Annotated in this window: 13 protein-coding genes; 6 read left to right on the forward strand and 7 right to left on the reverse strand. The window is 56.1% G+C overall.

From position 1 onward, the window contains the following. Positions 1-212: 212 nt before the first annotated feature. Positions 213-1,391 carry a magnesium transporter gene (locus DT594_RS09400; protein WP_218574497.1) on the forward strand — a complete coding sequence of 393 codons (1,179 nt, stop codon included), beginning with the start codon at positions 213-215 and terminating at the stop codon, positions 1,389-1,391. A 5-nt stretch (positions 1,392-1,396) separates the two neighbouring features. Here DT594_RS09400 and DT594_RS09405 read toward each other — a convergent pair whose 3' ends face one another. The 6 genes from DT594_RS09405 to DT594_RS09430 all read right to left on the reverse strand — a co-directional run bounded on the left by DT594_RS09405 (position 1,397) and on the right by DT594_RS09430 (position 7,305). Next, entirely contained in the window at positions 1,397-2,779 is a 1,383-nt protein-coding gene (locus DT594_RS09405) for a C13 family peptidase (RefSeq protein WP_149332432.1), read from the reverse strand. A 542-nt stretch (positions 2,780-3,321) separates the two neighbouring features. Next, complete coding sequence (locus DT594_RS09410) at positions 3,322-3,621, reverse strand: hypothetical protein (RefSeq protein WP_149332433.1); 300 nt, start codon at positions 3,619-3,621, stop codon at positions 3,322-3,324. 68 nt (positions 3,622-3,689) lie between these two features. Next, positions 3,690-4,484 (reverse strand): HNH endonuclease, encoded by a 795-nt coding sequence (locus DT594_RS09415; protein WP_149332434.1) that lies wholly within the window; start codon positions 4,482-4,484, stop codon positions 3,690-3,692. A gap of 102 nt (positions 4,485-4,586) precedes the next feature. Next, positions 4,587-5,195 carry a hypothetical protein gene (locus DT594_RS09420; RefSeq protein WP_149332435.1) on the reverse strand — a complete coding sequence of 203 codons (609 nt, stop codon included), beginning with the start codon at positions 5,193-5,195 and terminating at the stop codon, positions 4,587-4,589. 54 nt (positions 5,196-5,249) lie between these two features. After that, positions 5,250-6,266, reverse strand: a complete 1,017-nt coding sequence (locus tag DT594_RS09425; RefSeq protein ID WP_149332436.1) for a hypothetical protein — start codon at positions 6,264-6,266, stop codon at positions 5,250-5,252. 448 nt (positions 6,267-6,714) lie between these two features. Continuing rightward, positions 6,715-7,305 (reverse strand): rod shape-determining protein, encoded by a 591-nt coding sequence (locus DT594_RS09430; protein ID WP_149332437.1) that lies wholly within the window; start codon positions 7,303-7,305, stop codon positions 6,715-6,717. A 239-nt stretch (positions 7,306-7,544) separates the two neighbouring features. Here DT594_RS09430 and DT594_RS09435 point away from each other — a divergent pair, with 239 nt between their 5' ends. Then, complete coding sequence (locus DT594_RS09435) at positions 7,545-8,450, forward strand: SDR family oxidoreductase (protein ID WP_149332438.1); 906 nt, start codon at positions 7,545-7,547, stop codon at positions 8,448-8,450. Between the two features lie 171 nt (positions 8,451-8,621). Here DT594_RS09435 and DT594_RS09440 read toward each other — a convergent pair whose 3' ends face one another. Beyond that, entirely contained in the window at positions 8,622-9,785 is a 1,164-nt protein-coding gene (locus DT594_RS09440) for a type III PLP-dependent enzyme (RefSeq protein WP_149332439.1), read from the reverse strand. 671 nt (positions 9,786-10,456) lie between these two features. On the opposite strand from DT594_RS09440, the gene atzF reads away from it, so the two are divergent. The 4 genes from atzF to urtB all read left to right on the forward strand — a co-directional run bounded on the left by atzF (position 10,457) and on the right by urtB (position 16,175). Next, positions 10,457-12,238, forward strand: a complete 1,782-nt coding sequence (gene atzF, locus DT594_RS09445; protein WP_149332440.1) for an allophanate hydrolase — start codon at positions 10,457-10,459, stop codon at positions 12,236-12,238. Next, positions 12,238-12,984 (forward strand): GntR family transcriptional regulator, encoded by a 747-nt coding sequence (locus tag DT594_RS09450; protein WP_246164600.1) that lies wholly within the window; start codon positions 12,238-12,240, stop codon positions 12,982-12,984. The genes atzF and DT594_RS09450 overlap by 1 nt, the downstream gene beginning before the upstream one ends. A gap of 112 nt (positions 12,985-13,096) precedes the next feature. After that, the gene (gene urtA, locus DT594_RS09455; protein ID WP_149332441.1) at positions 13,097-14,395 is read left to right on the forward strand and encodes an urea ABC transporter substrate-binding protein; all 1,299 of its coding nucleotides are present in this window, start codon (positions 13,097-13,099) and stop codon (positions 14,393-14,395) included. Positions 14,396-14,588: 193 nt separating this feature from the next. After that, positions 14,589-16,175, forward strand: coding sequence for an urea ABC transporter permease subunit UrtB (gene urtB / locus DT594_RS09460; protein ID WP_218574498.1), 1,587 nt, complete (start codon positions 14,589-14,591; stop codon positions 16,173-16,175). The last annotated feature ends 74 nt before the right edge of the window (positions 16,176-16,249 follow it).

Below are 16,249 nucleotides of genomic sequence, written 5' to 3' on the forward strand. Positions count from 1 at the left end.
CAAGATACCGGAAGCTTAAATAGAGGCGGTCAGGCGATAAAGATCCTGTATTAACGAGTGGTTACATCGATTTGTGTGGTGACATGCGTACCATGCCATCTAACCTCTGATGTTGGCTAGCATTGCGTTGTCGGCAAAGCCACGAGGACGAGTCGCCGCACCATAGCCCGCCTGTTATAGTCTGGAAACAGACCGCTATGGCAGGCCGAGAAATGTCACACAGTATGGGATTGACCGAGCGCATTGAGCATATCCGCAAACTGACCGCCCTGGACGCTGCCGAGGAACTGGTCCGGCTGCCCGCGGATGACATCCAGTTTATTCTTTCGCGCCTGCCTGCCGAACAGGCTCTGGTGATAGCCTCTCACCTCGGCGAAGCGGCAGCGCCGGGCGAGGCTGCCACCCGCGTAGTGTTGTCCGGCATGGAGGAGACCATCGGCGAATTGATGACGCCCGCCACGGCCACCCTGCCCTCCAGCTACACCGTCGCCGAGGCCTTGACGTTCATGGTGAAGAGCGCTGACGTCTCCGAGATCAGCTACATTTTTATCACCGAGGAAGATCGCCTGGTCGGGCTGGTGGGCATGCGCGACCTGATTCTAGCCAAGCCTTCCGAAGTTCTGGCCAGCATCATGGTGCTGGAACCGTTCGCCTTTCATGAGGACACATCGATCAAGAGCGCAGTCAGTGAAGTGCTGTATCGGCATTACCGCATATACCCGGTAGTGGATGATCAGCAGCGTGTGGTGGGCGAGGTGCGCGGCTGGAAGCTATATGAGCGCATCGTCTCGGAGCTTAGCGCCCAGGCAGGCTCCCAGTATGGCGTGGACAAGGAAGAGCAGATCAATACGCCCGTGCTGACGGCCTTCCGCATGCGCCATCCGTGGCTGCAGGTGAACCTGATCACCGCCTTTGCTGCCGCCTTCGTTGTCGGCATGTTCGAGGGCACCATCGCGCAAATAGTCGCCCTCGCCGCCTTCCTGCCCGTGCTCGCCGGCCAGAGCGGTAACACCGGCTGTCAGGCAATGGCGATTACCCTTCGCGGTATAACTTTGGGCAAAATTCAGGACTACCCAATCAGTCAACTGCTGCGCAAGGAAATCCTGTTGGGGGCGCTCAATGGCGCTGCGGTGGGCGTGATTGCTGGGGTGGCGATGTTCGCTTATGCGTTATTCACAGACTCCGCCAACCCGGCCATGCTCGGTTTCGTTATTTTTATCGCGATGATCGGCGCCTGCATGACCAGCGGTATCTTCGGTGTCGCGGTACCATTGCTACTCAAACGCTTCGGCGCCGACCCCGCCACCGCGAGCAGCATATTCCTGACTACCTTTACCGATATTATCGGTATGGGGCTGATGCTGTTTCTGGCTACCTCACTGGTGCTGTAAACGCCTTACTGCTTGCTGAACGCGTCCTGCTCCAACCACTGCCGCAGGTTGTCGCCGAGATGGAATTGGGGGTATGACCAGCTTTCTTCCTCCATCCCGATCTCTTCCTCCCACAAGCGTATCTGCTCGGTGACCTGCTCGAACATGGCGTCGGGTTCAGTCAGCGACAGGCCCACGCTCTTGTAAAGCGCCTTGCTGAACCAGGTCATTTCCGAGTCATCACCACAGCCAAAGGACGTGCGATCCGCACGGGCGGAGGTCAGGATCAAGGTGTCACTGTCCGCCAATTCGTCTAGCCACTGGCCGGAATAACACGCAGAGACCACCAGCACTTTTCGACGCGCGCTCAGCGGTTCGAGCATGTCCGCAAAGGCCTGGGGTGACAGGTTGGGCAATTCTACCCCTGGCTGGCTCAGCAACAGCTCGCCGTCTTCACCACCATGGCTGACCAGGTGCACCACCAGCAGGTCTTCCTCCGGATTCATCTGCTCGTCCAGTGCCTTTAGCGCCGTGGCGATGGAAGGGCGAGTAGCCAGAGGCAAGGTCTCGTAGTCCCGGTGGTTGAGCAGCATGATCGCGCGACGCTCCAGATCAAACTGCGTCTGCAGGCCCGCTCTGGCGACCTCAATGTCTCGCATGAAAACAGATTCCGTACCGTCGCCCCCTACCGCGAGAAAATACACATCCGTCACACCAGGGCGCTCCGCCTCCAGGGCCTCAATCTGCCTGTTCAGGCGCTCGCGATCCTCGACCAGAATTTGCTCGGTGAGTGGTGCCGGCCGGGCTGAGGGCTCCTGCTGTGCATAACCATTACCCTCAGCCAGCATGCCGTATTCCCAGGTTCCGCTCAGGCTTTTCATATCCGCTGGGGCGTTGGCCGGGGTGTAGGTACCCTCCCCGTGGTATTGCCAGTCGAGAAACTCCCCCGCATAGGTGCCGTATTCGGTTATGTGCTCACCCCGTACCGGCAAACCCTCGGCAAATTCGGCCACATAGACGCTATCACCCACTTCATAGCGGCCAGGACCATTGAACTTGCCTTTGACAAAGGCACCTTCATAGCGGGTGCCGTCATTGTCCAGCACGGCCTGCCCCGACATCAGGCCCTTCTGGAACTCGCCTTCGTAACGCCAACCCATGGCCGACTCCAGCACACCCTCACCATGCCAGTAACCCTCATGGAATTGACCGCGGTAAATCATGCCACTGGCAAATTGCTGAACGCCGTCACCATGAAAAAGGCCGTCGCGAATCTCCCCGGAATAGGTACTGCCGTCCGGCAGCCGCGCATCCGGCGCCAACATCTCCGCCGGGTTGCAGGCAGCAAGCAGCAGGACGGCAGTCAATGACAGGGTTAGTCGTAGGGGGCGCAGCAGAGTAAGCGTCATATGGTGATCTTGATCGGGGCTGGTGCAGGGAGGTTAGCGGGTATGGCGTTCTTGGGCCAGTGGGGGACTATCTACAGGACAGGTAACCGCCCCCGGCGAGTACCGATGGAGCAGCTACCGAACCAACGCCTTTGGCAAAGCTTCACGACTGGTGTCGTCCCATGCTTTTTACCAACAACTAGGTAGCACCCCAGCGGAACGCCAATCAGCCTATCGCGCATTATTCAAGGAAATTTTGCAAGACGAGCTGGTCGATTCGATTCGCGCCACCACCCTCAGTGGTTCAGTCCTGGGTAACAACAAGTTCAAGCGTGAAATAGAAGCACTGTGTGGGCAATCGGTCAGTGCAGGAAAACCAGGACGACCAGCAAAAAATCAGACGAAATAACGCTCATCGGATTAATGTTCATCTGACCCCAATTACCTACACGCTGCCTCCGTACAGTTAACGCCCGGCTTGGGGGCGGGCTTGTAGCCGCGAAGCAAAGGAGAGGCCGTCCAAGCCCCGCAGGGGCGACAACAGCCGACTGTTAGTAGCTTTTCTACTCATACTTTAAGTGGTGCTTGTAGAGATACTCGACGTTCACCCGCGTCATTTGTGCGCCACGGCATGATGGAATTTTGCTTTCCATAAATAGCTGCGATAGATCATCTATCGGCCATGGTGAGCTTGATTTTTCGAGTATCAAATAAAGCTCAGCGGCTGCACAGATGAACTCTCGCGAATAAGTTGTTGCCCAACTGCCAGAGCCGTGGGTGTTTGGCAGATATTCCCCTTGATACTTTTTACATGTAGAGATTAGCTCGCGAACTCTGGCCTTCTTCGATTTAGGAATTTTCATGAGACTCCGTGACTGACTAACGCCTGAATTAAACCGAATCGTGAAGCGGTTTCGGCTAGAATGGTTTGTCAGACCTTATGCCAGCCAACTGTCAAAAGGTCATTGATTGCAGTGCCGACGAACTCGTGGATGTCCGCCTCAGGGAAATGCTCCTTGAGAGTCGCGAGCGCATTGTGATGTCCAAAGACGAAAATCAAGTATACAAGAACAGACTTAGCCCTATAGAGCACCAGCCAGTCAGGTCCGCCGTCTAATTGATGGAGCCAAACCTTGACCCCAGCCTCAAATGGCTTTGTATCGCCCAGCAAATGGTCGAAGTCTAGGGCGTCCGTCGCTCCAGAGTAGGGTATGGCATAGACCTGCCAAGTGGGCGGGACAGTATGAATCTTGCGTTTTATCAACAGCGCCGCTGCACTTTTTGTCAGCACGGAAAGTGCGACATGCAGCGCGTCACGTGTCGGGTTGGTTCTTGATTTATCGCGAAAGAACTCAGGCTCTGACCACGCTGCAGCATCAGACTCGCGAACGTCTATAAGTTTGAAGAACGAAAGGACCCTCTCAGTGAAGTTCGGCAGCTTTGACGCGTCCCAAGCTTGGATCAGTATCTCTGGGCGAGTCCTGTGCTGGTACGTTGAGTGGCCGTTGTTACCCGCCAAAAACTCGAGCAGTTCTAGGGCATTAACCATATACGTCTCTGGACCGAATCGGTTGTTGCACTCTTCGTGCGTCGGAAGCTTCCCGGCGTAATCAAAGCCACGCGCCTTAGGTTGATTGCGAGCAATAAGCGCAACCGGGACCACATGATCCCCGCTCGCACGCGAGTCCCCCATTGGTTTTCCGCAGAGATAGCAGAACTCCGACATAAGTTCTAACGCCCGGCTTAGGGGCGGACTTGTAGCCGCGAAGCAGCGGAAAAGTCGTCGCGGCCCCGAAGGGGCGACAACAGCCGATTGTTATAATGCGGGTCAACGAAATTTTCTATCATCTAACCACTCAATAGCATCTTTATCGACGTTGTAATGCACAAAAATGGTTTTGCTTGGAGGGTGTGTTCCAGGCCAAGCACAGCCAATAGACTCTAGATCCTGCAGTCCTGAGCCGTAATCAGCAAGAAACTCCATAAATCTATTCGTGATCAATTTGCAACCAGACTCACTTGTTGCTTTCGGAACTAGCAGTTTGAATTTATAGCCGCTTTCAGCGTCGGCCATTATCGAAAACGCAATAGAGTATGGGTTATTTCCGGTTAATTTTCCTTCTGACCCTATAAGGGTTGGCTCAATTCTTGGTGATTTCATTACTGAGCTAGAAAGTTCCGACAGACTTTTTTTAAGAGACTGGAAATGCTCCCTCCCCATTTCACCTAAAAACCCATCTAAGTAACTTTTGGCTATATACACAAGCACTGCGGGGACAACAAACCACTCCAAGCACGCCATCGGCCCAAGGGGTTTTCGTTTTTCAATAACAACACTAAGCCCGTCAACGCTTATCTCATCTTCGAACTGTGCAAGGGCCTCCTCTGGAACGGAATCATTTTCCACACATAATATGAAAATATCAGCCTTCTTCATGAATGCTCCTGACTTTGACGCTGCAATCACGCGCTTGTCGCGTGCATTGCCTTGTTATTTAGCCCTGACTGGGAAGGACAAAGAAATTGCTGCATATACGCCTTTTCTCTTTCCCAAGAAATTTTCGGCTTCAGAAACGACCTCATTTGAAAACCTTCCATATATTTCTCTCAACAACTCGAACTCAAAATCTTCAGAAACTAACGTCCTATCCCGGATACACTTCCCTTCATCAGAGTATAAGAGCTCCCAAGCACCATAATGTAGACTGAAATTGTCTGTACCTCCAGAAATGCGGATATCTTGGTGGCCAGACATATATAGCGATGCCAAGAGTACATCTAACGGCTTGAGACTTTCTTTTTCTTTTAATTTAGCGTCGTTAATAAAAGACTCAAATGCAAAACAGTCCGCTAAAAACAAGTTTGCCCGCAATGGTATAGCTACCGACCTATTATCGCACTCACTAGAAATCAAAAATATTTCTCGAAAAGAAGAATTCTTTATTAAACCATTATCACACATAATCCAAAATGGCTTGAAGAACTCGTCGAAGCTATTATGCATAAATAGTGAAGACGCATCTAAAATCACTAGGTCTACAAGGTCACATTTTTCTTTGTAGCCTCTGGCCTTTTGCTCTTTACTTTTAATTACCTCCATTAGCAACTCAACCCTTTCCTTAATGGAAGGCATTTCCGTAATGATGGCCATCGGCTTTCCCTGGCTTTGGCCATTTTCGTCTTTTAATTCTACTTGGTCGACTTTTATATATTCGCGATCTTTTCTGTGTATAGCTTGCGTTTCATTGAGCAAGCCAAGAGTATAATTAGGCACTTTACTCATCTTTGCGTCTACGGGATGACGATAAAGCTCGGTAACTTCCACTCCAACTGACCGATCCAGGCCGAATACAACAAAATCCGGTCTCTCAAGCTCCTCAACCTGCAGCTCAGGAGAAGCACTGTATATCATGTCAAAGATTACTCGCTCTTCCCGCTTATCCACTAACTTCCCCTTGCCGAATAACATTTTTATAATAGTCACACCGTCCAATATTTCGGTGATCATTTTTTATTTTCGAACTCTAAACTCAAATCCTGCAAAACACCTTTAGAGACCGCACTTTTCAATCGATATTCGTTCTGAACCCAATCGACCAAACGGTCGCTACGACTCATAACCAAATATTCCAGGCTTCCGCCAACAACTTGATTTTATTTAATAAAATGACTTTGAATCGGCTCACTCTCAGATATGGTTTACAGCGATCACTTTTCCGACCACTGCCGTGCTGAAACTCCATCTCCAACATAGGCGAGACCCTTTTGGCACGCTACCGCCCCACCCTTGCACGCTGTCGTTTTGTGGGGTGTATACCTGGTATTTTTTACGCAAGCGGGAGTTGTCGGCAGTCCGTGCCAAAAAAGGAAGGAGTGCTGTCAAGCAAGCTTGGCCAGTGGCTCAGGTATAGCACGGGTTCTTCGCAGTGGCAAAATGCTGGCCGCGGGCTGCCTAATCAGCCGTTATTGAAGCGCCAGGCCAGGAAAACAGCCACCGCGACAAAGATGATATTCAGCATCCATCCCCGCCCACGCGATCTGCGCTCTCCGCCGTCAAGGCATTGCTCTTCGCGCAGCAGTTCAGCGAAATCGATGTTCCGCCCGGTCAGATCACTACCCTCTCTGACCAGCACATCCCTGGCGCCTGCGCCCAGGGCGAGCTCTCTCATGGCTCTGATTTCGATCTGGGTAAGCCCGCCTTCGAGCTTTTCCAATGGCTGCATGATCACCGCCGGGGAAGCTGGCATCAGGCGGTTCTTGCTCATGGCCTTGAAGACTTCCTGCAGCAGCTTTTCCGCGAGTGAGAAGTCGCTTATCAGTGTGCGCGGATGGGCGAAGGGGTTAACCAGCTCGATACCCGCGCCCACTCGCTTTTTTGCTTCGTCGCCTATCGTGAGCAAGGTCTTACCGCCCTTCGCATTGCTTTCCAGAGCCAGTAGCGGGGCCTGATCCCAACGCTCGCCTGTGGTGGTATTGGTAACAGTCAGGCGGCTTGCGCGGATTTGCACATAGAAGCACGTAGACAAGCGGGCAAGTGGTGAGGCCATGGTGATTCTCCAGAAGCACAGCAGGATGAAGGAGCTGCGGCGGAAGCTACTTCCTCGCTCCTGCCAATCGGAGGCGATTATAGCCGCTGCTCAAGCGGTGCCAAGCTACCGGGGCCTTGAATTCGGCTTGTTACTGATTATGCAGCACCATTCACCTTCACCCTGCCCCTTGCCGAATTGAAACAAGTGTTTAACACTGGCAGTCCTTTTTTCACCGCCCATATAGACAGGAGCTTTTCATGAGCGATATCCGTTTTGACGACAAGGTCGTCATCGTTACTGGTGCCGGCGGCGGCATCGGCCGTGCCCACGCTTTGCTGTTCGCCAAACATGGCGCCAAGGTGATTGTGAACGATCTGGGTGGCAGCACTCAGGGTGAAGGTTCCAACAGCGATGCTGCACTGAAAGTCGTTGAAGAGATCAAGGCCGCTGGCGGTACTGCAGTAGCCAACCCGGACAACGTGATCGACGGCGAGAAAATCGTGCAGTGCGCGATGGACAACTTCGGTCGTGTTGACGTGGTCGTGAACAACGCCGGCATCCTGCGCGACAAGAGCTTCGCCAAAATGACTGATGCCGACTGGGATCTGGTTTATCGCGTTCACGTGGAAGGTGCGTACAAGGTCACCCACGCTGCTTGGCCGCATATGAAGGACAGCAACTTCGGTCGCGTTATCTTCACTGCTTCCACTTCCGGCATCTACGGCAACTTCGGGCAGGCCAACTACGGCATGGCCAAGCTGGGCCTGTACGGCTTGACCCGTACCCTGGCGATCGAAGGCCGCAAGAACAACATCTTCGTCAACGCCATCGCCCCCACCGGCGGTACGCGCATGACCGAAGGTCTGTTCCCGGAAGGTGCGTTCGACAAGCTCAAGCCTGAGCTGGTCAGTCCGCTGGTGGCTTTCCTGTGCTCCGACGAGTGCAAGGAAACCGGCAGCCTGTTCGAAGTCGGCGGCGGCTGGATGGGCAAAGTACGTTGGGAGCGTTCGCTGGGTATCGGTTTCAACCCCGATGAAGGCTTCACCCCGGAAGACGTGGCGGCCAACTTCGACAAGCTGTGCGACTTCGAAGGCGCCGTGCATCCGAAGGACAACATCGAAGCGCTGCGTGAACTGATGGCCAATATCCAGAAGTTCGCCTAACGGCTCAGTTGGAAGCGGCAGGCTTCAAGCTCGCCGTCGAAGAATGAAAAAAGCCCGTGCTGGAGACAGCGCGGGCTTTTTGCTTATGCGCTCATACCCCGGGCATAAAAAAGCCCGCACCTGAGAACAGGGGCGGGCTTTACTCGGTCAGCCTGTGGCTGGACGTCTACATCAGATGTAGAAAGCCTCCAACGGCGGAAAGCCGTTGAACTCGATGGCGCTGTAGCTGGTGGTGTAGGCACCGGTGGAGAGCCAGTACATGCGGTCACCGATGGCCAGGTTCAGCGGCAGGCCGTATTTGTAGCTCTCGTACATGATGTCGGCGCTGTCGCAGGTCGGGCCGGCGATGACGACGTCTTCCAGTTCGCCCTGCTTTTCGGTCCAGATCGGGAATTTGATCGACTCGTCCATGGTTTCGATCAGGCCGGAGAACTTGCCCACGTCGGTGTACACCCAGCGCTCCAGCGCGGTGTGCGACTTGCGCGAGATCAGTACCACTTCGCTGACCAGAATACCGGCATTGGCAATCAGCGAGCGGCCTGGCTCGAGGATAATTTCCGGCAGATCGTCACCGAAGTCTTCCTGCAGGAAGCGGGTAATCTCTTCTGCATAGGTAGTCATGGTGTTGGTTTTGGTGATGTAGTTGGCCGGGAAGCCGCCACCCATGTTGATCATCTTCAGGGTGATGCCGTCTTCTTCCTTCAGGCGCTCGAAGATCACCTTGACCTTGGCGATGGCCGCATCCCAGGCGCCGATATCGCGCTGCTGCGAGCCCACGTGGAAGGAGATACCGTAGGGGTCCAGGCCCAGCTCGCGCGCCAGCACCAGCAGATCCATAGCCATGTCAGTCTGGCAGCCGAACTTGCGTGACAGCGGCCAGTCAGCAGTGGTGGAGCCTTCGGTCAGGATGCGCACGTAAACCTTGGAGCCCGGTGCGGCCTTGGCGATGTTGCGCAGGTCGGCCTCGGAGTCGGTGGCATACAGACGTACGCCCTTCTCGTAGAAGGCGCGGATATGCTTGGACTTCTTGATGGTGTTGCCGAAGCTGATCTGCTCGGGCTTGACGCCCAGCGCCATGACCTTTTCCAGCTCATAGATCGAGGCGATATCGAAATTGGCGCCCTTGTCTTTCAGCAGCCCCAGCACTTCATTGGAGGGGTTGGCCTTGACCGCATAGTAGACCTTGCCGAAGGGGAAGCCTTCGACCAGTTCGTCATAGGCGCGGTCGATGGTCTTCAGGTCAACGACCAGAAAGGGGGTCTCGTGCTGATCGGCGCAGGCCTTGATACGGCTGAAGGTTTCGCGGTCGAAGTATTCGTCTAACTTGATGGACATGGTTCGGCTCCAAAGCAACATTTCTGGGTTCGGGGCGCGTGGGGACGAGACTGATCAGATGCAGGGCAGACAAGTGCGGCCCATGATCTGCAATGCAGAAAAGGCGCAGCACTTTCCGACGGAAAGGCACTGAATGTCATGGCCAACACACAACCCGGGGGTGCGAACGTCTGATCAGTATCCCCACTTTGGTTCGCCTACTTCCCAAGGCGTGCGCCGAAAGCAATAAGTCCGGAAAAGCGCCGGTCTTGCTGTCTCGTCGTCAGTACTTGAGCCGTATGGATCGTGCCAGCCTCAACGTTCGACGCGAACCTTAAAACCAAGCGACTCCGGGGTCAATAGGGGCTGATCAATTCCTGCATTGTTTCACCTGGTTATGACGCTACCCTTACAGACTAGACTCCGTCATGACGCACAGGTTCTATTAACCGGTCTCTACCAACAAGAGCGCACCAAAACGAAGCGGACGGCACCGTTTCTGCACACCCTTGGCTGCGACATTCCCGCGCGAACAACAAAACGTCGAGCCAAAGCAATACCTTCCGCCAATCCAAACTATTGTTTTTAATAGATTTATTAGATACGAATTTGACAATGTCACATATTGGCACGGTCCCTGCTGAATACGTTCTTGTATACAAGGCGATATTCGATCACTCAGGGGAGGCCCGATGTCAGAGCAATATGGATGGACAATCAGCGAATGGCAGCAGGCCTATCAGACAGGCTTGGCTCCACAGGATGCGTTAACAGGCTTGCTCGCCGAATTGAGCGCTGAGGACCCGGCTTTTATCCATATTGTCACCGCGGCTGAGCTGGAATCCCAACTCGCGCACCTGGAAGCTCTGCCCGAGGCGAAACAGCTGCCTCTGTACGGCATACCTTGCGTGGTCAAAGACAACATTGATGTTGCCGGTCTACCTACCACCGCCGCTTGCCCTGCCTTCAGCTATGTGGCTGATCAAGACGCCCACTGCGTAGCGCTGCTGCGCGCGGCCGGCGCCATCGTGCTGGCCAAGACCAATCTGGACCAATTCGCTACCGGCTTGGTGGGCACCCGCTCACCCTATGGAGCGGTGCCCAACAGCTTCAACCCGGAATACATCTCCGGCGGCTCCAGCTCCGGCTCCTCCGTCAGTGTCGCGCGGGGGCTGGTGCCTTTCAGCCTGGGTACTGACACCGCTGGCTCCGGCCGCGTCCCTGCCGGCTTCAATAATCTGGTCGGTCTCAAACCCACCCGCGGCCGCTTCAGTACCCGTGGTGTGGTGCCGGCCTGCCGCAGCCTGGACTGCGTTTCCATTTTCGCGCTGAACATCGACGACGCCGAAACCGTGGCGAACGTGATGCAAAGCTTCGATGCCGCCGACGGTTACTCGCGGGCAGCGCCTCCATCAGCACGGCTGATTGGTGCCAAACCGCGCCTGGGCATTCCCGCCAGCCTGCCCTGGTTTGGCGATAGCCAGGCTGAAGCAGCCTGGCAGGCCAGCCTGACGCAGATGCGCGAAATGGGTGCGCAATTGATTGAGCTGGACTACACCCCGATGCAGCAACTTGCCGAACTGCTGTATGGCGGCCCCTGGGTGGCCGAACGCTACGCCGCGATTGCCGAATTCATGGACGCCAATGGCGACCAGATGAACCCGGTGGTGCGCGGCATTCTCGCCAACGCGGAGAAATTCAGCGCCACTGACACTTACCGTGCGGAATACCGCCGCGCCGATCTGGCCCGCGAGATACAGACGCTGGTGCAATCGGTCGATGCGCTGCTGGTGCCTACGGCGCCGCGCATGCCTACCACCGCCCAGGTCGAACAGGACCCGGTCACGGTCAACAGCCAACTGGGCACCTGGACCAATTTCGTCAACCTCGCGGACTGCTCGGCACTAGCGCTGCCCGCAGGCTTTCGCCAGGACGGGCTGCCCTTTGGTATCACCCTGATTGGCAGCGCCTGGCAGGATCGCGCCCTGGCCGAATTTGGCCGCCGCTGGCAGGCGTTCGCGCCGTGGAAAGCCGGGGCGACGGATCGAGAGCTACCTGCACCGAGCGTTGTGAGTAACGCGCCAGCAGGCCATGTGCGTCTGGCCGTGGTCGGCGCGCACCTCAGCGGCATGCCACTGAATACGCAGTTGACCGAACGCCATGCGCGCTTCGTTGAAAGCACTTTCAGCGCCGACAACTACCGCCTTTACGCCTTGCCCAACACCACGCCACCCAAACCCGGGCTGATCCGCTCGGCCGAGGGTGCGGCGATCGCCGTGGAACTCTGGGATGTACCCCTTGAGCTATTTGGCAGCTTCGTCGCGCTGGTCCCTGCCCCGCTGGGTATCGGCACGTTGACATTGCAGGACGGCCGCGAGGTCAAGGGCTTTATCTGCGAAGGCGCGGCAGTGGAAGGCGCTACTGATATCACTCATCTGGGCGGCTGGCGCGCCTATATCGCCTCACGGAACTGATGAACGCAGCCATGGACGGTGCCCACCCCCTATTCAAGTCGAAGCAGACCGGCGAGCGACGACAGAACCTGCCCGAGCGGATCTATCGCCAGCTCAAGCAGCGCCTGTTCGATTTCGAACTGCTCCCGGGTGATCGCTTTACCGAAAGCGAAGTGGCCGAGCTGGTCAATGCCAGCCGCACACCCGTGCGCGAAGCGTTGAACCGTTTACAGCGCGAAGGCTTTGTCGAGGTGTCGTTCCGCAGCGGCTGGCAGGTCAAACCCTTCGACTTTCAACAGTACGAGCAGCTCTACGATGTACGCATCGTGCTTGAGCTCGAAGCGATCAAACGCCTGTGCGCCATGCATCCGGCCGCTGATCTGGAACCACTCAAGCGCATCTGGCTGATCACCCCGCACGCACGCCTGAGTCACGGTGCCAGCGTCTGCGCGCTGGACGAACGCTTTCACGAGCAACTGGTCGAGGCCACCGGCAACCAGGAACTGGCGCGCATTCATCACGACATTACCGAACGGTTGCGACTGGTACGGCGCATCGATTTCACGCAGCGCGCGCGTATCACCGCCACCTATGAGCAACACGGCGAGATTCTGCGCAGCATCATCGAGCGGCAGGCCGACCGAGCCCAGCAGCTGATGAAAGCGCATATAGAGGAAAGCAAGGCCGAAGTCCGCAAGATCACGCTGCACATGATCTTTCAGGCCCGGGAACACCTGAACACCGGCCAACCCCTGAGCAGTGGGTAGCCGAAAAAGAAGGGCTGACGGCACACCGATCACCCCGACATAACGAGGATGCACCCGCAGTTATAGAGCTTGATCACACAGTGGACATGAACATAAAAACGGAGATCGACCGATGAAACTGAAGAAACTGGTAAAACGCGCTGGCGCCCTGGGCGTAGCCTGCAGCTTGGCGCTCAGCGCCCTCGCAGTGCAGGCCGAGGAAACCATCAAGGTAGGCGTACTGCATTCACTGACCGGGACCATGGCCATTTCGGAAACCACTCTGAGAGACACCATGCTGATGCTGATCGAAGAGCAGAACAAGAAGGGCGGCCTGCTCGGCAAGCAACTGGAAGCCGTGGACGTGGACCCCGCCTCTGACTGGCCATTATTTGCTGAACGCACTCGCGAATTGCTGGAGCAGCATGAAGTCGACGCCATCTTCGGCTGTTGGACCTCGGTATCGCGCAAATCCGTATTACCGGTCATCGAAGAGCTTAACGGCATTCTGTTCTACCCGGTTCAGTACGAAGGTGAAGAGTCTTCACGCAACGTGTTCTACACCGGCGCCGCACCGAACCAGCAGGCCATCCCGGCAGTGGATTATCTGAAGGATGAACTGGGCATCGAGCGCTGGGTACTGGCCGGCACCGACTATGTGTATCCGCGCACCACCAACCGCATTCTGGAGGCCTATCTGAAGGCCAACGGCGTGGCCGAAGAAGACATCCTGATCAACTACACACCGTTCGGCCACTCCGATTGGCAGAACATCGTCTCCGAGATCAAGCGCTTCGGCAGCACCGGCAAAGCTACTGCGGTAGTGTCCACCATCAATGGCGACGCCAACGTGCCCTTCTACCGCGAACTGGGGAACCAGAACGTGTCGGCTGAAGACATTCCGGTCATCGCCTTCTCAGTGGGTGAAGAAGAGCTGTCCGGTATCGACACCGCTCCGCTGGTCGGCCACATGGCCGCCTGGAACTACTTCATGAGTGAAGAAACTCCAGAGAACGAAGCCTTTATCAAGACCTGGCACGAGTTCACCAAGGATACCGACCGCGTCACCAACGACCCGATGGAAGCGCATTACATTGGCTTCAACATGTGGGTAAAAGCAGTCGAGAAAGCCGGCACCACCGACGTAGACAAGGTGATCGATGCCATGGTCGGGGTTGAAGTGCCTAACCTGACCGGTGGCATGAGCACCATGCTGCCGAACCATCACATCACCAAACCGGTACTGATTGGCGAGATTCAGGACGATGGCCAGTTCCTGACCGTGTCCAGCACCGATGATCTGGTACCTGGTGATGCCTGGTCCGATTTCCTGGAAGGCAGCAAGGACCTGGAATCCGACTGGACCGCACCCATCAATTGCGGCAACTACAACACCAAAACCAAAACCTGTCAGGGCGTTACCGCCGAATAAACCATTTGGCTAGCACCCACGCTGAAAGCCCGTCATTCCCATGCATTGCGTACCAAGGGAATGACGGCGTTAGCCCTCGGCCCCACCCGCCGAATACGGGCATGCCAAAGTTAACAGGACAAGTGTTATGACCACTTACTGCCGAGCACCATTCAGGCCTGCGCTCACCTCCGTCGGCCTTTGGCTCATGTTGATGATCGTAGCCCTATTGCCGCTGCACGCCAGCGCCCAGGCAACCGCAGATAGCGAGCCACCCGAGGTTGCCAGCTTCGAGCAACAGGTACAGCAATTGGTCCAGGGCAACCTGCGCCAACGTGCCGAGACCGTCAGCCAGCTATTCCAGCAGGATGACGAACGTCTCATCGATATTCTCAACGCTCTGGTCGAAGGCGATCTGCTTGCCGACCGGAACGATCCACCGACCGTGGCCATCCGCCAGGGCAAAAGCATTACCAACGCGCTGACCGGCGCGACATTGGAAAGCGACGAAGGTCTGCGCCGCGTGCCAGTCAACAACAGCCTGCGCACCCAACTGCGTGGCCAGCTGGCCGAACTGAACCTGACCCACGAAAGCGCCGATGTGCGCTATGACGCCGTACGCCGGTTTATTCGCGACGGCATTGATGCCGAAGGCATGGCCATGCTGATCGAGCGCCAGGCAGAAGAAGAGTCCGGACTGGTGCTGGGCGCCATTGATACCGCGCTGGCGCTGTTTCAGATTCAGGGCGTTGACCGCGACATGCGTCTGGAAGCGATCAACTCGCTGAGCGGATCGCTGGAGCAGGAGGCGCGCATTGCGCTGAACGACGTGGCCGACAATGACGCCGATCCGCAGTTGCGTGTCGCCGCTCAAGAGGCCATTGCCTCGATTCAGAGCCGGATCAAATTCTACCGTTTTACCGAAAACCTGTTCTTCGGTCTGAGCCTCGGCTCGGTATTGCTGTTGGCAGCCATCGGTCTGGCCATCACCTTCGGCGTGATGGGCGTGATCAACATGGCCCACGGCGAACTGATCATGCTCGGCGCCTATACCACCTGGGGTGTACAGGTGCTGTTCCCGAATCTGATCGAATGGAGCCTGCTGATCGCCATTCCCGCAGCCTTTTTGGTTACCGGGCTGATTGGCATTCTGATCGAACGCGGAGTGATCCGCTTTCTATACGGCCGCCCCCTGGAAACCTTGCTGGCGACCTTCGGCTTGAGTCTGGTGCTGCAGCAAGCCGTACGCAGCCTGTTCGGCCCGTTGAACCGCTCGGTCAGTTCACCGGACTGGATCAGCGGTACGCTGGTAATCAACCCGGTGCTGTCGTTGACCTACAACCGGCTGTACATCCTGCTCTTTGGCCTGATGGTGTTCTTCGCCCTGCTGCTGGTGATCAAACGTACCTCGCTGGGCCTCAAGGTCCGCGCCGTGTCGCAGAACCGCGCCATGGCCCGAGCAGTAGGCGTGCGCTCGAGCTGGGTGGATGCCCTGACCTTCGGTTTGGGCTCGGGCATTGCCGGGATCGCCGGCGTGGCATTGTCACAGATCACCAACGTCGGCCCGAACCTGGGCCAGGCCTACATCATCGATTCCTTCATGGTCGTGGTGTTTGGCGGTGTGGGTAACCTCTGGGGCACGCTGGTCAGCGCGATGAGTCTGGGGCTGATCAACAACTTCCTCGAGCCTTATGCCGGCGCGATGCTGGCCAAGGTGCTGGTGCTGATCATGCTGATCCTGTTCATTCAGAAGAAACCCAAGGGTCTCTTCCCACAAAAAGGACGGGCGGCGGCGGATTGAGTATTGACTCGTCCGCCTGCCAATCAAGCCAATGACTATCGAGAGGGAAGTATGCTGACCCAACGTTTATTACT

It is taken from the genome of Halopseudomonas laoshanensis (assembly GCF_008365385.1).
In the GTDB taxonomy this organism is placed as follows: domain Bacteria; phylum Pseudomonadota; class Gammaproteobacteria; order Pseudomonadales; family Pseudomonadaceae; genus Halopseudomonas; species Halopseudomonas laoshanensis.

Excerpts from the sequence above, each read along its gene's own strand:
- DT594_RS09430 (WP_149332437.1), bottom strand. The coding sequence starts at position 7,305 with ATGGCCTCACCACTTGCCCGCTTGTCTACGTGCTTCTATGTGCAAATC.
- DT594_RS09435 (WP_149332438.1), top strand. The coding sequence starts at position 7,545 with ATGAGCGATATCCGTTTTGACGACAAGGTCGTCATCGTTACTGGTGCC.
- DT594_RS09400 (WP_218574497.1), top strand. The coding sequence starts at position 213 with ATGTCACACAGTATGGGATTGACCGAGCGCATTGAGCATATCCGCAAA.
- urtB (WP_218574498.1), top strand. The coding sequence starts at position 14,589 with ATGATCGTAGCCCTATTGCCGCTGCACGCCAGCGCCCAGGCAACCGCA.
- DT594_RS09410 (WP_149332433.1), bottom strand. The coding sequence starts at position 3,621 with ATGAAAATTCCTAAATCGAAGAAGGCCAGAGTTCGCGAGCTAATCTCT.
- DT594_RS09425 (WP_149332436.1), bottom strand. The coding sequence starts at position 6,266 with ATGATCACCGAAATATTGGACGGTGTGACTATTATAAAAATGTTATTC.
- DT594_RS09420 (WP_149332435.1), bottom strand. The coding sequence starts at position 5,195 with ATGAAGAAGGCTGATATTTTCATATTATGTGTGGAAAATGATTCCGTT.
- atzF (WP_149332440.1), top strand. The coding sequence starts at position 10,457 with ATGTCAGAGCAATATGGATGGACAATCAGCGAATGGCAGCAGGCCTAT.
- DT594_RS09405 (WP_149332432.1), bottom strand. The coding sequence starts at position 2,779 with ATGACGCTTACTCTGCTGCGCCCCCTACGACTAACCCTGTCATTGACT.
- DT594_RS09440 (WP_149332439.1), bottom strand. The coding sequence starts at position 9,785 with ATGTCCATCAAGTTAGACGAATACTTCGACCGCGAAACCTTCAGCCGT.
- urtA (WP_149332441.1), top strand. The coding sequence starts at position 13,097 with ATGAAACTGAAGAAACTGGTAAAACGCGCTGGCGCCCTGGGCGTAGCC.
- DT594_RS09415 (WP_149332434.1), bottom strand. The coding sequence starts at position 4,484 with ATGTCGGAGTTCTGCTATCTCTGCGGAAAACCAATGGGGGACTCGCGT.
- DT594_RS09450 (WP_246164600.1), top strand. The coding sequence starts at position 12,238 with ATGAACGCAGCCATGGACGGTGCCCACCCCCTATTCAAGTCGAAGCAG.